This window comes from Flagellimonas hymeniacidonis, from assembly GCF_008040165.1.
GTDB lineage: Bacteria > Bacteroidota > Bacteroidia > Flavobacteriales > Flavobacteriaceae > Flagellimonas > Flagellimonas hymeniacidonis.
In genome coordinates this window covers 38,492-57,161 of sequence record NZ_VRUR01000002.1, presented here as the reverse complement: position 1 = coordinate 57,161, position 18,670 = coordinate 38,492, and the positions used below count along the sequence as shown (strand labels likewise).

The window sequence follows — 18,670 nt, the reverse complement described above, 5'->3', positions numbered from 1 at the left end:
TTTTATACCTTAAATTGTACCCTTAAAACCTCCACATGAAAATTGGCATCTCGGGCACAGGAAGCTATATTCCATCTATTGTTACAAAAAATGAAGCTTTTTTAGAGCATGATTTTTTGGGAACGGATGGTACTGCCTTTGGTCATGACAATACAGTTATCATTGAAAAATTCAAATCCATAACCGGAATTGCAGAACGACGGTACGCAAAGCCAGAGCTTAAAAATTCGGATTTAGGGTACCTTGCTGCTGAAAAAGCCATTGAAGATGCTGGAATAGACAAGGAAGAATTGGATTATATCATCTTCGCTCATAATTTCGGCGACCTCAATCATGGTGAAATTCAAGGAGACACCTTGCCAAGTTTGGCTACGAGGGTTAAGCATTTGCTGAAAATCAAAAATCCAAGATGTGTCGCTTATGACATGATTTTTGGGTGTCCAGGCTGGATAGAGGGAGTCATTCAAGGGTATGCGTTCATCAAAAGTGGAATGGCTAAAAAATGCTTAATCATTGGTGGAGAAACACTTTCCAGAGTCATAGATCAACACGATCGTGATAGCATGATCTATTCCGATGGAGCTGGTGCATGCATTTTACAAGCCAATCCTGATTCAGGTGAAATTTTATCCCACGACTCGGTCACCCATGCCAATGGGGAAGCATTTTACTTATATTTTGATAAAACCTATAATAACGAAGGCTGTCCGAACACCCGCTATATAAAGATGCACGGCCGTAAAATCTATGAATTTGCTTGTACCCATGTGCCTCAGGCCATGGCGGACTGTTTAAATGAAAGTGGTGTTCCCATTGATGAAGTGAAAAAAATCTTTATTCACCAAGCCAATGAAAAAATGGATGAAGCGATTGTTAAACGATTTTACCGATTATACGGGAAAGCCATCCCAGAGGACATTATGCCCATGAGCATTCATAAATTGGGTAACAGTTCTGTGGCTACCATACCCACCCTATATGATTTGGTTAGGAACGGAGAACTTGAAAATCACCAACTACAAAAGGGAGATGTTATTATATTTGCAAGCGTTGGCGCTGGTATGAATATCAATGCCATGGTTTACAAATATTAGATGTACGAAAACAATTTTCCCAATAAAAGATACCGACATACCCTAGCATTTTTGCAAAAACATATCTCCACTTCCGAATCTATTTTGGATTTAGGGGTAGAAAATCCATTTTCTGAGATTATGAAATCCCATGGATATCAGGTGGAGAATACTGGTGGGGAAGACTTGGATATCGATTTTGAAAAAGTTAGCGCTTCCGATGCTGAGGTAATAACTGCTTTCGAAATTTTTGAACATTTAATAGCTCCTTTTAATGTATTGAAGGACGCAAAAGCAAAGAAGCTCGTAGCCAGCATTCCCATGAGACTATGGTTTTCGTCAGCATACAGAAGTAAAACAGACCCATGGGACAGACACTACCATGAGTTTGAGGATTGGCAGTTTGACTGGCTTCTGGAAAAAGCTGGTTGGACTATTAAAGATTCAGCCAAATGGACCAACCCTACCAAAAAGATAGGCATAAGGCCCTTATTGCGCCTCTTTACTCCAAGATATTATATTGTTTATGCAGAGCGCTAGCATATGCGAATAAGTATTATCATCCCTGCCCATAACGAAGCATCCTATCTTTCGGCATGCTTAGACTCTTTTGCTGACCAAACTCATATTCCAGATGAAGTCATTGTGGTAGATGATAATTCTAGTGATCGCACATTTGAAATTGCATCCGATTATGCAAAAAAGTATAGTTGGATAACAGTATTACAAAGAAGTTCAGTGGATGAACATATTCCTGGTAAAAAAGTAGTGGATACTTTCAATTTTGGCCTGCGGCACGTTTCGGATTATGACTTGATAGGCAAGTTTGATGCTGATATTATACTGCCTCCAAATTATTTTGAATCTATCCTGAACCATTTTCAAAGCAATTGGAAACTGGGCATGTGTTCTGGTCTACTCTATATTAAAAAGGATGATGATTGGGTGTATGAAGCCATTGCGGACAAGAACCATATTAGGGGGCCCATAAAACTATACCACAAAGCCTGTTTTAATAAAATTGAGGGACTACGCCCTGGTGTTGGATGGGATACGGTAGACATTCTACTTGCCAAGTATCATGATTTTGAGACCTTAACCGACCCCACATTAAAAATAAAGCACCTACGCCCTACTGGTCACGGATACAGCACCAAAAACTACCAAACTAAAGGTAAAGCACTCTACAAAATGCGTTATGGCATTGTTTTGACCAAAATAGCTGCCCTAAAAATGGCATGGCAGGCAAAAAGTCTAAGACTATATCTTCAAATAATTTTGGGTTACCTAAGAGCTATGATACGACGGATTCCAAGATTTGTCACTAAGAATGAGGGCGCTTTTATCCGAAAATATCGGTGGAAAGGAATTTTTACTAAAATAATTTGATTTCCTTTTAGCTCTGTTGGAAAATCCAACTTGTTTCTTACATCAATCAGTCTAAACCACTCATTCGTCAATTCTTGGTCATTTCTTTTGTTTGTATGAATATCTTCTTGGTAGAAATAGTATAAAACCCATATAAAATGATCAAGAAATATATCATATTAACCAAAATGGTCCTTTACCTCTCATGTGGTATTATAATAGATACTTCGGATGAAACATATATTTATACGTACATTCTGAAAAATAAAACTGGTACTTTAATTGAGATCACTTCAGATTTTGGGCGAACAGAATTAGTGCCAAATAACGGTACATTTGAATGTTCATATAGCACTTCTCCAAGTATCCCTACAGGTCTCTGCGGAGGGTTTCTTGAAATTAGAATTCCCAACACAAACCAAGGTTACCGTTGCCATGGTTCGATTGTTCATGTAGAGGGACTTTGCTTTATTGAGGATGCTAAAATTTTCACAAGACTAGATAAAGAAAAAACTATTTTCTCAGAAATTGACACTCGTGTTTATGAATATACTTTGACCCCAGACTTACTGGAAAATGCTTTTGAACTACCAAAATAGTATTAAAAAGTTCTTCTATTTAAAAATATCATGTAAAAGCGCTTTTAAAAATTCTAGTTGATACCTTTAGACTAAAATCCATCCAAAAAAAGAATGACCAAGAAAAAAGTACTCCTAACCCGAATTTTTCCAAAACTGGCAACACAACTTTTAGAAGATGCTGGTTATGAAGTCATAGCTTGGGACAAAGAACAGCCCATGCCATATGGTCAGATGATTGAAGCTGCCCAAAGTTGCAATGCGCTTTTCTGCACTTTAACAGATAAGATTGACAGTACTTTTCTAAATGCCTGCTCGCATTTGGATATCATCACTCAATATGCTGTTGGTTATGACAATATAGACGTTGAACAGGCTACAAAATTGGGAATTCCCATTGGTTATGCCCCCAATGCCATGACTGAAGCCACCGCAGATATCGCCTTTGGATTGATGATTGCAACCGCACGCAAAATGTTTTTTATGAACCAAAAAATAAAGAATGGCAAATGGGGTTACTTTGATCCTGTAGGACATCTGGGTTTGGAACTAAAAGATAAAACACTTGGAATTTTGGGGTTGGGACGAATTGGCATGGCTATGGCTCAACGATGCAAAGGGGCATATAATATGGAAATCCTGTACCATAACAGAACTGCCAATCCAAATGCAGAAGACCAAATAGAAGCTAAATTGGTTGATTTTGATACATTGATATCCCAAAGTGATGTGATTTCTGTTCACTGTGCCCTAACACCTTCAACTCAAGGCATTTTCAATAAATCGGTTTTTGAAAAAATGAAGCCCACATCATTATTTATAAATACAGCCCGTGGAGGAGTTCATAACGAAAAAGATTTAATCGATGCGCTAAATAATGGCAATATTTGGGGAGCTGGTCTGGATGTGACCAATCCAGAACCCATGAAACCGAATAATCCGCTTCTGACTATGGAAAATGTATGTGTACTGCCCCATATTGGCTCTGCTACTATTACTGCACGGGAAGAAATGGCTAAAATGGCAGCTACTAACATTATCAGTTTTTATGAAAAAGGAGAGGTGCCTTTTATAGTTAATCCTGAGGTGCTATAAATTCTTCTCTTCAATTTTAGAATCTATTCATATAGGGCATTGCCCTAAATGGGCATCAATCAGCCCAAAATAGGCATCCATCAATTTTCACACTTGATGACCATAAAAGAAAGTACTTTTATTTACAATGAGAAAATTAGCAGTACAATTATATGTAATACTCTTTTCCTGTACCTTTTACGGACAAGACATATTTCATGTTGATGCACCCAATGGCTTAATTGTAAGGAAAAGTCCTGATAAAGAATCCGAAAGACTAGGCAAATTTGATTATGATGAAAAGGTTGAAGTGTTGGAACATACTAGAATTCGACTCACCATTTGGGACAATGGTGAAGCTATTTACGGACAATGGCTTAAAGTAGTGGGTATTGAAGCAAATTCAGAATCTTTGTCCGGTTATGTATTCAGTGGTTATTTAACCAAAAAAGGGGTGATTATGTTTGAAGATTTTACCTTGGTGATGGAAGACATATATTTTGAAGCATTTGAGGAAACCCATAAGGATATAGCCCATGTTTATTTGGATTTTGAATTTGGAGGCAATCCTCAAAACAAACGCATAAAAATTATAACCCATAACTATAAATCAATCGAAATTTTTCAGCAATACGAAAACAGTGTCTTTATTATGGGTGAAGGTAATGAAGGCGCATATTGCGACTTAACGGAATGGAAGCATTATTATTCCGAATGGATAAAAATTCCTTACAATAAAACTGGCCAAAGTTTTACGACGTTAAAATATCCATGGATAAATGAGGATAAATTCATTCCCATAGATATGTCCGAATTAAAAGCCGTGGTACGTGAAAAATGTGGGGAGCGATGGAGCAATCTAATCTCTGATATTAAAGACGTGAACGAATATCCAAGTGGAGTATCCATAAGCAGGATATTCTTAAAAATTAATCTGACAGATAAAACTGGTCAAATTACATCCAAAATAATAAAATTTACACTTCCCTCGGGGTGCTAAAAATCTTTTTTATTCCAACACCTTCACAATAGGCTTCCCTGTAGTTCCATTAGGAACACCATTTTCAAAATTGACCATTGGTAAATCCAAAACAATAATCCATAAACTTTGGGGAAATATTTTCTGAGATGGTACTAGTTTTATCCAAAGGTTTTAGGTCAAGCAAGATTAAATATTTCTTTATGCCAAAAACACTAGGCTCAAAGATCATCTTAGTTTTGATTTAAAGATTGAACAGAGGATTAACTTACAACTGCAAGGATGCTTGAGAATAGAACCGCATCTTAAGATTGCATCTCGATAGCCTAAAAGTAAAATGTGGATGACATAGGAAAAATTGAATGGGGCTTAATTTGGGAAATTACCAAAGATACCATACTCCCCCACATGGGCACATTAGTGTTAAATACGATTCTATTTGTAATCGTCGGATTTCTTCTATCCATTATTTTCGTTATTCTTTTATCCAAGAAAAGAGTTTTCAAAAGAATACCCAAATATTACAATTGGGCAGTTAAACTATACATCCCAATACTCATTGGTGTATGTCTTTACGTTTTTGGCCAAATTGGTTTTTTAAGAGGAGTATATGTGGTTTTAAATAAAGAAAAATCCCGGATTGTAACGAGTATATATGAACAAACTCTTGGTTTAGCTTTTGAATCAGAACAAAGTAAAAGTGAATTTCTAAAATGGATGCAAATAGCGGCAAAAGATGCCACGAAAGGCTCCAACTGGTTTGCCGAATCTATGAAAAATAAACTATTGGATCCAGATAGTGGGATTTCTCCAATAGACAAAAGCAACAACAAAACCACTACCTATCTGGTCGAAAAATACCAGAAAGACATTTACAAAATATGTGTTTATGGACTGCTTAGTCATCATAAAACAGGCGATTATGCGATTATGGAATCAATATCTTATGAAGAGTTTAGTACAGCAATAGATTTTTTGCTTGACATCGGACATAACGATATTGAATTGGCCATAAAAGACAGACTAACAATATGGTTTGTCTCTTTGTTAGATTATCAATATCAATCAATGATAAAATCACTTCTCATCCTATTATTAGGAATTATGGGTTTACCATTAGTTGAGTTTTTCATCTATAAAAAATGGATTGAAGCAAAACTAATTGGACATGTGTAAGTCAAAGTAGTGGTCTTTTACTCCAACACCTCAGCAATAGGCTTTCCGGTAGTTCCATTTGGAAATGCTATCCCCAATAAAGTGGCAACAGTAGGAGCAATATCAGGAATTTCCGTACGGTTGGCTGTACTACCCTTTTTTATTCCTTTTCCATAAAACAATAAAGGCACATGTGTATCATAGATCATAGGGGAGCCGTGGGTAGATCCGGTTGATGCATAATGTGCAAACCCAGGAGCTTGTACCATTAACACATCCCCAGACCTCTTTTGATTATAACCGTTCTGCAATAAATATGGAATGCCTGAGGTATACTCGTTCTTCCACAGTTGATATGCCGTATAGACTTCATTTACGCCTTCGTAACCCAACAATTCAAAAGCAATTTCTTCCTGGGCATCATCCAAATCCATGTCTAGATTATGAATCACTTTTCTATCTAGAAAAATTTGAAAATCACTTATTCTTTTTACTACATCCGTAGTACCATATTTATACTTTAAAAATTCATTGAATTTCGTTCTTACCGCCTCCTGATCAAGGTACCCAGCTGGTATTTTTTGATCCTTTAGGTAAGCTGGCACATGAACAGCACCATGATCTGCCGTTAAGAAGACGGTATATTGTCCAACCCCAACTTTTGCATCCAATGTTTTTAGTATTCTTTCCAAATCAAGATCCAATCGTAAATACGCATCTTGAACTTCCTTGGAATTCACCCCAAATTTGTGTCCAATATAATCAGTGCTAGAAAAACTGATAGCCAAAAAATCGGTTATTGCGTCTGTACCTAAATCTTCTTTTTCAAGCGCTTCTAAAGCAAAATCTGCGGTAATACTATTTCCATAGGGCGTATATTTTAAAATTTCAAAATCCTTGGTTTTGCTCAACAGATTTGGAGTACTATGCGGAAATGTAGGTGTGGTTTCATCTTCAAACACCCCTTCATACCTATTGTTATCTGGTCCGCTTTCCAAATACAGATTAATATCTTTCAGGGTTGTCCATGGTTTTTTATAATCCTCTACCTTGGTAGAAGCATTAAAATCAACCACCCATTTTGGAAGTTGTTGCATATAAAAGGAACTACTGATCCATTGGCCGGAGTCTCCTCCTTCAAACCAATAAGCCGCATTGGCAGTATGTCCCCCTGGTAATACAGCACCTCGATCCTTTAAAGCAATTGCAATGACTTTCCCTCTTTTCTGAGTATGCAATCGCAATTGATCTGTTATGGTAGTAGTGATTAAACGATGTGGAGACATTTTTCCAGCATCGGAGAAGGTGCCTATAGATTTGTAGTTATCATCACCAGCACAATAGACCTCTTTATCCTGGATTTTATCATACCAATCATTTCCAATAATTCCATGGGTTGCTGGCGTTGTCCCAGTATAAACAGAAGCATGGCCCGGTCCCGTACTTGTTGGGGCATAATTAAAATGATGGTCTTTACAATTAAATCCATCACCCACTAAACGTTTAAATCCGCCCTGCCCATAGTGGTTCCAAAATCGGGTCAAATAATCATATCGCATTTGGTCTACAACAATTCCCACTACCAATTTAGGGGATTGCGCAATTTCTACTGGTTTCTGTGTTGGTAAATTCTTCCCTTTACGCTGTGCTACAGATGTCCCTGCCACTAGAAGGGTTAACAAAAGAGATAATAGGTCGATTCTTTTCATGAATAATATTTGAATAAACAAAAGCAAAACTATTCATTTATACCTTTTAATCTTTTAAATGAAGGTTAAATGCACTGCAATATTCTTACTTTTATGGTCGCAAGTCTATTTTTAGTGCATGAATTATCTTGAAGCGATTGGAAAATACTTCATCATGGTATGGGAAGTATTTAAAAAACCAACCAAATGGCCAATCATGAGATCCCGGATTTTAAAAGAAATCGATGAGTTGATATTCGGCTCTCTGGGTATTATCATTTTTATCGCCTTTTTTATTGGAGGAGTTGTTACCATACAGACTGCTTTAAATCTAAATAGCCCGTTCTTGCCCAAAAGTCTTATCGGTTTTGCTACAAGACAATCTGTAATATTAGAATTCGCGCCCACCTTCACTTCCATCATTATGGCGGGAAAAGTAGGCTCGTATATCACTTCAAGTATTGGCACTATGCGGGTTACGGAGCAGATAGATGCCTTGGAGGTCATGGGTGTAAATTCATTAAACTATCTGGTTTTTCCTAAGATAATCGCCATGTTCATGTATCCTTTTGCCGTTGCAATTGCTATGTATGTTGGTATTTTAGGTGGATGGGTTGCTGCAGTTTTTGGTGGCTATGCTCCCAGCGGAGAATTTATTAAGGGATTACAGCTAGACTTTGAGTCGTTCCATGTAACCTACGCATTTATCAAAACGCTTGTATTTGCATTTGTGATTGCCACGGTTCCATCGTATCATGGTTTTTACATGCGTGGGGGAGCTTTGGAAGTTGGGAAAGCCAGTACCACCTCATTTGTTTGGACCAGTGTTATCATCATTATTCTTAATTATATACTTACACAATTAATGTTAGGCTGATGATTGAAGTCGAAAATGTTCATAAATCGTTTGGAGATACCCATGTACTTAAGGGCATTAGCACCACTTTTGAAGACGGAAAGACCAATTTGGTCATTGGGCAGAGCGGTTCGGGAAAAACAGTCTTTTTAAAATGTCTTTTGGGATTATTTGAACCTGAAGAAGGCCAGATTTGTTATAATGGCCAATTTTATTCTGAGCTTTCTAACAGTGAACGGCGCGATTTAAGACAAGAAATGGGCATGGTTTTTCAAGGAAGCGCATTGTTTGATTCGATGACGGTTGAAGGAAATGTGATGTTCCCATTAGACATGTTTACCAAACAATCTAAGGCAGAAATGCAAGATCGTGTAGATTTTGTACTGGAACGGGTGAATCTTATTGATGCCCATAAAAAGTTTCCTTCGGAAATCTCTGGGGGGATGAAAAAAAGGGTTGCCATTGCAAGAGCCATTGTTATGAATCCCAAATATCTGTTTTGCGATGAACCCAACTCAGGTTTAGACCCTAAGACAGCTATTTTAATAGATAATCTAATTCAAGAGATTACCAAGGAATACAACATCACTACCATTATCAATACCCATGATATGAATTCTGTAATGGAAATTGGTGAAAAGATTATTTTTTTAAAAGATGGTTTCAAGGAATGGGAGGGCACAAATAAAGAAATTTTTAAAACCGACAATGAGGCTGTGACCAATTTTGTATACTCTTCGGAACTCTTTAAAAAAGTGCGCCAGATGTATATTGAGGAACGAAATTGATATTTACTCTACTTCCTTAACCACAAGGGTAGAGTCCTGAAGTCTCAGTTTTAGCCAAGCCGTCATTTTTTTGACATCCGCCTCTTTCTGATTTTGTCTGATTCCATCTTTCCATTTCACTTCAAAAACAGGAACGGTATCTTGCTTTTTAAAGTCGGTCTGTATTTGATACGAAAAGCCCAAGCCTTCAATATTTGTATAATTTGCTTTAGTCTCGGCACTAATATTGTTAAACGGAATCTGTTTTCCGGCATTCTTGGTTAAACTGGCCAGTTCTTCTTCCAATAAACGTATTTGCTCGTCTTTGTTTAATAATTCGGCCTTATTTTTCTCATAAAGCTCACTTACATAATTAAATTTCTCCTCCGAATCATCCTTCCCTCCTTGCAAAATTCGAAACTCAGCATCTTTCAACCTAGAGTATTCATTTTTTTGAACCCGCCAAGTATTGATGATATTCTCAGGAATCAATTCATCTCCCATACAGACCAGTTCTATTAATGGTGTTCCATCTTGTACGTACTCCAATTTGGTCAAATTATCTACATATCGCCCTGAAGAATTAAACTGATACACTTCAATGGTCTCCCTTAAAAATTCCTGTGCCTGCTTTTTAAACAATGACTCCTGAAAAACCTGATAAAATGTAAATCCTGCCGGAATCATAACCAAAATCCCTGTTATGGAAGCTACTCTGGCTATGAATCGCCTTCGTTGTGAATTGGCATAGCGCACCATAGGGAATCGTAAGAATTTAATGACCAAAAAGGTCGCTAAACCAATAAAGATGGTGTTTATAGTAAACAGGTACATAGCCCCTGCCGCATACCAAGGCTTACCAATGGCGAGACCAAAACCTACCGTACAAAGGGGAGGCATAAGTGCTGTTGCAATAGCAACCCCGAAGATAACACTGGCAATAGTTCCCTTTTTGGCACGAGCAATTACAAGGGCCAGACCCCCACAAAAGGCAATTAAAACATCACGGATATCTGGTTTAGTTCTTGCTAAAAGCTCTGAGGATTCATCGCGAAGTGGAAACAAATAGAAAAACAAGAATGCCGTAACCACACTTAAGACCACCATCACAGTAAAATTCTTAAGAGACCTCCGCAGCGTATCAATATCATTTATGGCCAAAGAAAGCCCCATGCCCAAAATAGGGCCCATCAGGGGTGAAATTAACATCGCTCCAATAACAACTGCAGTAGAATTGGCATTAAGCCCAATAGAGGCTATAAAAATGGAACAGATAAGAATCCAAGAGGTATGCCCTTTAAAGGGAATATCTGCAATTATGGATTCTTTTGTAGCGGCAGCATCCGTATTGGTACGTATTTCCAAAAGGTCCGAAAGAAACCTTCTAACGCTTCCCAAAAGGCCCTTAAAATCCTTTTTTACTTCTTCGCCACTATCTTGATTGGGTGTCTTGTCCCCATCAAACAAATATTCACTCATATGTTATGTATACTGCTCTCCAAATTCATCTTTAACTTGGACTAGCACTTTTTTAATATCTTGTTGTTTGGATTTTGGGTAGATGAGTAAAACCTCTTCCTTATCTACAATAATATAATCTTCCAATCCGTCCACCACAACAATTTTGTCTTTGGGAGATCTAATCATATTTCCTTTGGCATCTTGTAAAAGGGCTTTGCTGTTTACAACAGCATTGTCGGCATCATCTTTATCCAATTTATCATATAAAGCACCCCATGTTCCCAAATCATTCCAATCAAAAGTAGCAGGCAGCGTATAAATAGATTTGGACTGTTCCAATATAGCATAATCTATTGAAATGTTTTCTGCCTTGGCATAGTTTTCCTGTATAAAAGACTGCTCTTCAGCAGTGTTATAGCATGAAATTCCATCTTGAAACAGTTTATATTGATCAGGTTGATAGTTTTTAAAAGCATTTACAATAGTAGCTACGCTCCACATAAATATCCCTGCATTCCAAAGAAAATTACCTTGAGCAAGGAACTCTTTAGCGGTTTCATAGTCAGGTTTCTCACGAAATTGAGACACTTTTTTTAGTTTCTCGTCACTTCCTTTTTCAAATTCTATGTATCCAAATCCAGTATTTGGAAATGTTGGCTGAATTCCCAGCGTGCAAAGCACTTCCTCTTTTTCACATTTATTAAAACAAGCTTTCACGTCCTCTTCAAAAGCCAGTTCGTCCTCAATCCAATGATCGCTAGGGGCCACGATCATAACACCATTCGGATTCATTTTCTGGATTTTTAGTGAGGCATATAAAATACAGGGTGCCGTATTCCGCATTTCAGGTTCCAAAACAACCTGCTCCTGTTTTACCATTGGCAATTGTTCCAATACCAAACCATTATACCTTTCATTGGTAAGGATAAGGATATTCTCTGTTGGAATGAATCGATTTAGGCGATCAAAAGTTTTCTGAATCAATGTCTTTCCTGTTCCCAACATATCATGAAATTGTTTGGGATATGCTGATGTGCTCACCGGCCAAAATCGGGAACCTACACCCCCGGCCATTAAAACGGCATAATAATTCTTGTTCATGCTAGTCTTGTGTCTTTTATTTTAAAATGGTGGCTCTATATGCGCATCTTGAATCAATTCGACCTCCGCATTGGGTTGGAACAAATATAATCTACCCGTGGATAATTCGATGCACTCATATCGCTTTACTCTTTTTTTTCCTTTTTTAAACAAGCGTCCATTATACAATCTAAAAGTGCTTCCAATAGGCAATTCGTAAACATATTTACCTTTTCTTTCTTCTGGATCAAAAGCTTTTAATGCTATGGATAAACGTGCGTCCGTACTACTGCTCGCCTTGGGGTTTTTAAAATGGCTGGCTATTATCGGTAATAATTGGGATGGGAAAATCTCTGGGCGAATAAAAGGAACCATTAAATGCTGAAAAGTACGTTTCCATTCCAATCCATGGGGTTTAATTCTACGCCCGTATTTTTCAAAAGCCACCAGATGGGCAATTTCGTGCACCAACGTAATTAAAAATCGGTATTTGTTCAGCGAAGCATTAACCGTTATTTGGTGCAATCCATTGGGCAATCTTCTATAATCCCCATGCCTTGTTACCCTATGGTTGACAATCTTAAGGTGTACCTCATTTTGTTGAATTAAATGAAAACAAGGAGCTATCGCTCTCTCGGGAAGGTATTTTTGCAGGACGTTATCCATCAAGTCAAAAATAGTTCATTTACGAATCATCTTACAACCTAAGTTGCATTGAAAATAACAAGAAATCTATTTGCAAGGGATAATAAGTATAGCTACTTTGCCTCAAGTAACCCCAAATCGGAAAGTTCCAAAAAACATGAGCAAAATATCACGAGTGCTTTCTTCTCTTCTGAAAAAAAAAAGATCCAACCAACATTGAATTTGAAACTTCCAAACAATACTGGGAAGACCGTTACAAGATTGGCGGCAATTCAGGAGCAGGATCTTACAACAGACTAGCAGAATTTAAAGCGGAAATTATTAATTCGTTTGTTGCTGAGAACAATATAGAAACCATTGTGGAATTTGGCTGTGGCGATGGAAACCAATTGAAGCTTTTCAAATTTAAATCTTATACCGCTTATGATGTAAGCAACACTATTATTGAAAAGTGCAAGGAAATGTTCAAAGATGATACTTCCAGCTCGTTCTTTCATGTTAGTGAATACAAGCAACAAACCTTTGACCTTTCGCTTAGTCTAGATGTAATCTATCACTTAATTGAAGATGAAACCTTTTTTCAATACATGAACAATCTATTCAATGCATCTTCAAAATATGTTATTGTCTACTCTTCCAATACCTCAGAAAATGAAAAAGCAGCGGTACATGTAAAACATAGAAAGTTTACGGATTGGGTAACCCAAAACAAGCCTGATTTTGAGTTGACCGAGCATATTCCAAATAAATTTCCTTTCGACGAAAAAAATAAAAAAATAACTTCGTTTGCTGATTTTTATATCTATAAGAAAAAAGAAGTGAAATAAAAACTAAGGTGTTGAAGAGGACACTTGCAATAGCTTCCCATTGTATAATTTATGCCCAGTTAAGGCAAAATCTTTGATATAGGTGGCCATTTCCAAAGCGGTTACCGGAGCCTGATACCCAGGAAAGGCTTCTTCCAGCATTTCTGTTTGTACTGCTCCCAAGGCCAATACATTAAAACTAGGGCCGGACTCTTTAAATTCTTCTGCCCAGAGCTCCGTAAGAGTAATAACAGCAGCTTTGCTTGAACTATATGCGGATAACCCTGGAAATTTCATACTGCCCTGCACGCCTCCCATGGAACTAATGGTAACCACATGTCCCATTTTTCCCATCTTTGGCAATACGGTTTTGGTCATTTCAGCAACCCCAAATACATTTACTTTGTAAACTGCCTCAAATTCCTCTTGGGACGTCTCCAAAAAAGGTTTGTTTAGCAAACTTCCAGCATTATTGATAAGTACATCTACAGTATCCCAATCTTCTAGAAAATGTGTTACTTTCTGAAAGTCATTAGGCGCCCCTAAATCAAAAGAAAAAGCATGTACACTGGGTAGCTTTAGATCTGTTACAGGCCTTTCATTTCGGGAAAGTGCCAAAACCTGATGTCCCTCTTGGGCAAACAGGCGGACCATTTCCAACCCTATTCCTCTGCTTGTTCCTGTTATGATAATATTTGCCATGCAAAAAGTCTCTGTTTTACTCCTTCGACAAGCTTAGGATGATAAATTAATTTACCTTTATTTCTTGTGTAGGCGCATTCGCAATGCCTTCCAAAACAGGTACCATCTTATTGACCAAGGTCGCCATATGGTCAAAATCCATCAGACTATTTTCATCTCCAACCTTATGGTAATGGTCAAAATTGGTAAAATCAAAAGTGCAATAGGTGTGGGATGGCACTCCAAATTCTTTATGGAAAGGGTAATTATCCGATCGTTGAAACAAACTATACTCTCTTGCTGTTGGCAAAAATCCTACAAGGTTTTCTTTAGCATAACCGTTGCTAATTTCAGCCAGATTGGATTTCTTATAACCGGTGATGTAGACAAAATAATCTTTTCCTTTTAAAGGAACTCCAGTCATTTCAAAATTGAGCATTGTATACAAATTCAAATCCTTCGCCTTCAGTTTTTTAGCCAGATGCTCAGAACCCAACAACCCTTTTTCTTCAGCACTGAACAAGGCAAAAATCAAGCTTCGCTTGTTTGACTTTTTTGTCCCAAAATAACGAGCCAATTCCATCACAGTTGACGTTCCAGATGCATTATCGTTGGCTCCATTGGCAATGGCATCTCCTTTGTCCAGAGTGATGATTCCTATATGATCATAATGAGCCCCAATTAGAATATATTCATTTTTCAACGTTGGGTCACTTCCTTCAACAAACCCAACAATATTATAGGATGCTTTTTTATAATTGGAAAGAGTATCCCTGTACGATTCAAAATACGGTGCAATGCCATAGGATTTGAAATACTCTTCAATGTATTTGGCAGCCATTTCTATGCCTTCACTACCAGAATCTCGGCCTTTTAAATCGTCCGAAGCTAAATAATTCATTAGTGCTCCAATCCGTTCAGTATCTGAAAATGAGCTTCCAACTTTTTTTGAAGATTCTTCTGCGATACTTCCTTTGACACCTTCTGGAGCTTGTGGCAATTTTGGTTGTGAGACAGCAACAGTGTTAGCTCTTCGCGCCGAACCACATCCTAGCAGTAATATTATCACTAAGAAGCTTAAAGCTTTATTCATTTTTCTTGATTTATGTTTCTAAAGATAAAAAAAGCATCCTTAAAAGGATGCTTATAATTTATGTACTAAACCATATTGAAAATACAGCTATGCCAACATGGTCACTGGATTCTCTAGATACGCCCTAAGCGTTTGTAAGAATTGGGCTCCAACAGCACCATCTACAGTTCTGTGATCACAGGCTAAAGTTACCTTCATAGTATTTCCAACAACAATTTCACCGTTTTTAACCACTGGTTTTTCTACTATTGCTCCTACGGATAGAATTGCTGAATTTGGCTTATTAATAATCGAGGTGAATTCCAGGATACCGAACATTCCCAAATTGGATACGGTAAATGTACTACCATCCATCTCATCTGGTTTTATTTTCTTTGATCTTGCTCTTCCTGCTAAATCTTTTACTGAAGCCCCAAGTTGGGTAAGCGTAAGTTGATCGGCAAATTTTATCACCGGTACCACCAAACCTTCATCAACAGCCACGGCAACACCCATATGAATATGATGCTTATAAATCGTTGCATCATCTGTCCAAGTAGTATTTACTTGCGGATGTTTTTTTAGTGCCATGGCGCAAGCCTTCAACACCATATCATTGAAAGATACTTTAGTATCTGGTAAGTTATTGATTTGAGCTCGAGATGCTTTTGCGTTATCCATATCCACCTCAATAGTAAGGTAGAAATGAGGTGCGCTGAACTTAGAAGCTCCTAAATGTTTGGTTATGGCCTTACGCATTGAAGAGTTTTTCACTTCTTCCATACTTTCTTCACCAACAGGAAGGCTGATAGGTGCCATTGGTGTTGCCGTTGCTGTTTCAACAGGTGCTTCTACTGCAGGTGTCGAAGGAGCTTGCGAAGGTTGATAGTTTTCAACATCACGTTTTACAATTCTACCTTGATCACCAGAACCAGCAACGTTAGCTAAATTGATTCCTTTATCGCTTGCTATTTTCTTAGCTAAAGGTGATGCTAAAATACGTTGTCCATTTTGTGAAGCAGTTACCGCAGGAGCACTTTCTTGCTCCTTTGGTGCCTCTGCAGTCTCCACACTTGTCGAAGATGTACTTTCGGCTGATCCAGCACTCGAAGAAGCACTTAGCACCGCATTTACATCTGTGCCTTCAGGGCCTATCACCGCCAATACTTCATCAACTGGAGCGGACTCCCCTTCTTGTATTCCTATATATAATAATGTTCCTGAATAAAAAGACTCAAACTCCATTGTAGCCTTATCGGTCTCTATTTCCGCAAGAATATCTCCTTCTTCTACAGCATCTCCTACTTTTTTCAACCAAGAAGCCACAGTTCCTTCTTCCATAGTATCGCTCAACCTCGGCATGGTAATAATCTCTACACCTTCAGGAATATCTGCAACGCTTGCCGCTACGGCTACGGGAGCGCTTTCTTGAGCAGTTGCTGTTTCAGCAGATTTTACCACTTCTTCAGCAGCAGGTTGGGCCCCACCACCACTCAATAATGCAGAAATATCCTCTCCTGCATCACCAATAATAGCTAAAAGTGAATCAACAGGGGCTCCATCTCCCTCCTCAATGCCAATATGAAGCAATGTTCCTTCATGGAAGGATTCAAATTCCATTGTAGCCTTATCGGTTTCAATTTCAGCCAAGATATCGCCTTCTTCTACTTTGTCTCCCACTTTTTTGAGCCATTTTGCCACGGTTCCTTCTTCCATGGTATCACTCAATCTAGGCATGTTGATTACTTCTGCCATCTACTTTATAGTTTATGTTGTAAAAATGGATAATCTTCTTGTTCGTAAACGGTGTCGTACATCTGCTCCAATGGAGGGTAATCTGACTCTTCTGCAAATTTCTCACACTCTAACACCAAATCCTTTACTCTTTTATCAATTTCCTTAATCTGATCTTCTGAGGCATAGCCTTTTTCAAGAATCACATCTTTTACCTGAGTTATAGGATCAATTTTTTTGTATTCTTCAACCTCTTCTTTGGTACGATAATGCTGTGCATCGGACATGGAGTGTCCTCGATAGCGGTACGTTTTCATCTCCAAGAATGTTGGGCCACCTCCTGTACGGGCACGTTCAATAGCTTTATCTACCTCTTTGGCAACTATTGAAGGATCCATTCCATCAACATCGGTACATGGCATTTCATACCCCAATCCAAGCTTCCAAATTTCGGTAGAGTAAGATGTACGTGCTACTGAGGTCCCCATAGCATAGCCATTGTTCTCACAAATAAAAACTACTGGCAATTGCCACAGCATAGCCAAATTAAAAGCTTCGTGCAACGAACCTTGACGAACGGCGCCATCTCCCATATAACAGAGGGTTACAGCGTCTCTCTTAAAATATTTATCAGCAAAGGCCAATCCTGCTCCTAAAGGTATCTGTCCTCCAACTATTCCATGGCCTCCATAAAAACGATGTTCTTTGGAAAAGATATGCATGGAACCACCATTCCCTTTGGATGTACCGGTCACTTTTCCAAAAAGCTCTGCCATTACCTTTTTTGGGTCTACCCCCATACCAATAGGTTGCACATGGTTTCTGTAGGCCGTAATCATTCTATCTTTGGTTAAATCCATTGCATGCAATGAACCCGCCAAAACAGCTTCTTGACCATTATATAAGTGAAGGAAGCCCCTAACTTTTTGTTGTATATATACTGCGGCTAGTTTGTCCTCGAACTTTCTCCAGAACAACATGTCCTCATACCATTTTAAGTAAACTTCTTTGGTAATTTTTCTCATCAACAGTTGTATTATATGAAATTCCCCAGCGTCGGAGAAAAGCAAAAATACATATATATCTGTTTTGTAAAAAGATTTGGTTTAAGAATCGGTCAAAAATGAATTACTAAACGCCAATGGCAAAATATCGGCGACCGAATCACATTTGAAAATTTGACCTTTTTCCCCACTAAGCAATAGGGAAATAGGGGATTTTTGTTTTTGCTCATATTCTATGATAGATTGTCTGCAATTACCACATGGTCCGGCAGGCTTATCTACCACGTAATCGTTCGAAGTAGCACTTATAGCAATGGACTTTATGGTAACACCTGGATATTTTGCTCCTGTCTGAAATATGGCAACACGCTCTGCACAAAGTCCGGAAGGATACGAGGCATTTTCTTGATTGTTACCAATAACAATTTCTCCATTTTCAAGTAAAACAGCAGCTCCTACCTTAAAATTTGAATAGGGAGCATATGCATTCTCTCTGGCTTCTTCAGCTTCACTTAACAATTTTTGCTCTATTTGTGACAGATCTTCCTTTCTATCGTAAACAGAAAGTTCAAAGCCAATTTTTTGTTTTTTCATTCAGTTTGATGGTATTAACCAAAAATAAGAAAACCTGTCAATTGACAGGTTTTCT

General features: G+C 38.0%; 19 protein-coding genes. 10 read left to right on the top strand and 9 right to left on the bottom strand.

The window, feature by feature from the left end; genetic code table 11:
• The first annotated feature begins 35 nt into the window (after nt 1-35).
• The 7 genes from FVB32_RS09090 (at nt 36) to FVB32_RS09060 (ending at nt 6,248) form a co-directional block, all read left to right on the top strand.
• A complete protein-coding gene (locus FVB32_RS09090) occupies nt 36-1,094 on the top strand; it encodes a 3-oxoacyl-ACP synthase III family protein (RefSeq protein ID WP_147743496.1) in 1,059 nt (352 codons plus the stop codon).
• Nucleotides 1,095-1,613 carry a methyltransferase domain-containing protein gene (locus tag FVB32_RS09085; RefSeq protein ID WP_147743495.1) on the top strand — a complete coding sequence of 173 codons (519 nt, stop codon included), beginning with the start codon at nt 1,095-1,097 and terminating at the stop codon, nt 1,611-1,613. It abuts the gene before it with no gap.
• A 3-nt stretch (nt 1,614-1,616) separates the two neighbouring features.
• On the top strand, nt 1,617-2,462 hold the full coding sequence (locus tag FVB32_RS09080; RefSeq protein WP_147743494.1) for a glycosyltransferase family 2 protein: 846 nt from the start codon (nt 1,617-1,619) through the stop codon (nt 2,460-2,462).
• A gap of 137 nt (nt 2,463-2,599) precedes the next feature.
• On the top strand, nt 2,600-3,040 hold the full coding sequence (locus FVB32_RS09075) for a hypothetical protein (protein WP_147743493.1): 441 nt from the start codon (nt 2,600-2,602) through the stop codon (nt 3,038-3,040).
• A 93-nt stretch (nt 3,041-3,133) separates the two neighbouring features.
• Nucleotides 3,134-4,114 carry a 2-hydroxyacid dehydrogenase gene (locus FVB32_RS09070; protein WP_147743492.1) on the top strand — a complete coding sequence of 327 codons (981 nt, stop codon included), beginning with the start codon at nt 3,134-3,136 and terminating at the stop codon, nt 4,112-4,114.
• A gap of 127 nt (nt 4,115-4,241) precedes the next feature.
• Nucleotides 4,242-5,093, top strand: a complete 852-nt coding sequence (locus FVB32_RS09065; RefSeq protein WP_147743491.1) for an SH3 domain-containing protein — start codon at nt 4,242-4,244, stop codon at nt 5,091-5,093.
• A gap of 318 nt (nt 5,094-5,411) precedes the next feature.
• Nucleotides 5,412-6,248, top strand: a complete 837-nt coding sequence (locus tag FVB32_RS09060) for a hypothetical protein (RefSeq protein ID WP_147743490.1) — start codon at nt 5,412-5,414, stop codon at nt 6,246-6,248.
• A 17-nt stretch (nt 6,249-6,265) separates the two neighbouring features.
• On the opposite strand, the gene pafA is transcribed toward FVB32_RS09060, so the two are convergent.
• Entirely contained in the window at nt 6,266-7,936 is a 1,671-nt protein-coding gene (gene pafA / locus FVB32_RS09055) for an alkaline phosphatase PafA (protein WP_147743489.1), read from the bottom strand.
• 118 nt (nt 7,937-8,054) lie between these two features.
• Here pafA and FVB32_RS09050 point away from each other — a divergent pair, with 118 nt between their 5' ends.
• Both FVB32_RS09050 and FVB32_RS09045 read left to right on the top strand, forming a co-directional pair.
• Complete coding sequence (locus FVB32_RS09050) at nt 8,055-8,792, top strand: MlaE family ABC transporter permease (protein ID WP_147743488.1); 738 nt, start codon at nt 8,055-8,057, stop codon at nt 8,790-8,792.
• Nucleotides 8,792-9,559 (top strand): ABC transporter ATP-binding protein, encoded by a 768-nt coding sequence (locus FVB32_RS09045; protein ID WP_147743487.1) that lies wholly within the window; start codon nt 8,792-8,794, stop codon nt 9,557-9,559. The genes FVB32_RS09050 and FVB32_RS09045 overlap by 1 nt, the downstream gene beginning before the upstream one ends.
• Nucleotides 9,560-9,562: 3 nt before the next feature.
• On the opposite strand, the gene FVB32_RS09040 is transcribed toward FVB32_RS09045, so the two are convergent.
• Genes FVB32_RS09040 through FVB32_RS09030 form a run of 3 tightly spaced genes read right to left on the bottom strand, consistent with a single transcriptional unit; the run spans nt 9,563 to nt 12,745 of the window.
• Entirely contained in the window at nt 9,563-11,017 is a 1,455-nt protein-coding gene (locus tag FVB32_RS09040) for a DUF389 domain-containing protein (protein WP_147743486.1), read from the bottom strand.
• 3 nt (nt 11,018-11,020) lie between these two features.
• Nucleotides 11,021-12,100, bottom strand: coding sequence for a mannose-1-phosphate guanylyltransferase (locus tag FVB32_RS09035; RefSeq protein WP_147743485.1), 1,080 nt, complete (start codon nt 12,098-12,100; stop codon nt 11,021-11,023).
• A 21-nt stretch (nt 12,101-12,121) separates the two neighbouring features.
• Entirely contained in the window at nt 12,122-12,745 is a 624-nt protein-coding gene (locus FVB32_RS09030; RefSeq protein ID WP_147743484.1) for a SprT-like domain-containing protein, read from the bottom strand.
• A 338-nt stretch (nt 12,746-13,083) separates the two neighbouring features.
• On the opposite strand from FVB32_RS09030, the gene FVB32_RS09025 reads away from it, so the two are divergent.
• The gene (locus tag FVB32_RS09025) at nt 13,084-13,551 is read left to right on the top strand and encodes a methyltransferase domain-containing protein (protein WP_262712961.1); all 468 of its coding nucleotides are present in this window, start codon (nt 13,084-13,086) and stop codon (nt 13,549-13,551) included.
• A gap of 3 nt (nt 13,552-13,554) precedes the next feature.
• Here the strand turns inward: FVB32_RS09025 and FVB32_RS09020 are convergent, their stop codons facing one another.
• From FVB32_RS09020 to cdd, 5 genes are all read right to left on the bottom strand, one after another.
• Nucleotides 13,555-14,232, bottom strand: a complete 678-nt coding sequence (locus tag FVB32_RS09020; RefSeq protein WP_147743482.1) for an SDR family NAD(P)-dependent oxidoreductase — start codon at nt 14,230-14,232, stop codon at nt 13,555-13,557.
• A gap of 46 nt (nt 14,233-14,278) precedes the next feature.
• The gene (locus FVB32_RS09015; protein WP_147743481.1) at nt 14,279-15,304 is read right to left on the bottom strand and encodes a M28 family metallopeptidase; all 1,026 of its coding nucleotides are present in this window, start codon (nt 15,302-15,304) and stop codon (nt 14,279-14,281) included.
• Nucleotides 15,305-15,391: 87 nt separating this feature from the next.
• Complete coding sequence (locus FVB32_RS09010) at nt 15,392-17,038, bottom strand: pyruvate dehydrogenase complex dihydrolipoamide acetyltransferase (RefSeq protein ID WP_147743480.1); 1,647 nt, start codon at nt 17,036-17,038, stop codon at nt 15,392-15,394.
• A 5-nt stretch (nt 17,039-17,043) separates the two neighbouring features.
• Nucleotides 17,044-18,042 (bottom strand): pyruvate dehydrogenase (acetyl-transferring) E1 component subunit alpha, encoded by a 999-nt coding sequence (gene pdhA / locus FVB32_RS09005; RefSeq protein ID WP_147743479.1) that lies wholly within the window; start codon nt 18,040-18,042, stop codon nt 17,044-17,046.
• 81 nt (nt 18,043-18,123) lie between these two features.
• The gene (gene cdd, locus FVB32_RS09000) at nt 18,124-18,615 is read right to left on the bottom strand and encodes a cytidine deaminase (RefSeq protein ID WP_147743478.1); all 492 of its coding nucleotides are present in this window, start codon (nt 18,613-18,615) and stop codon (nt 18,124-18,126) included.
• Between the last annotated feature and the right edge of the window lie 55 nt (nt 18,616-18,670).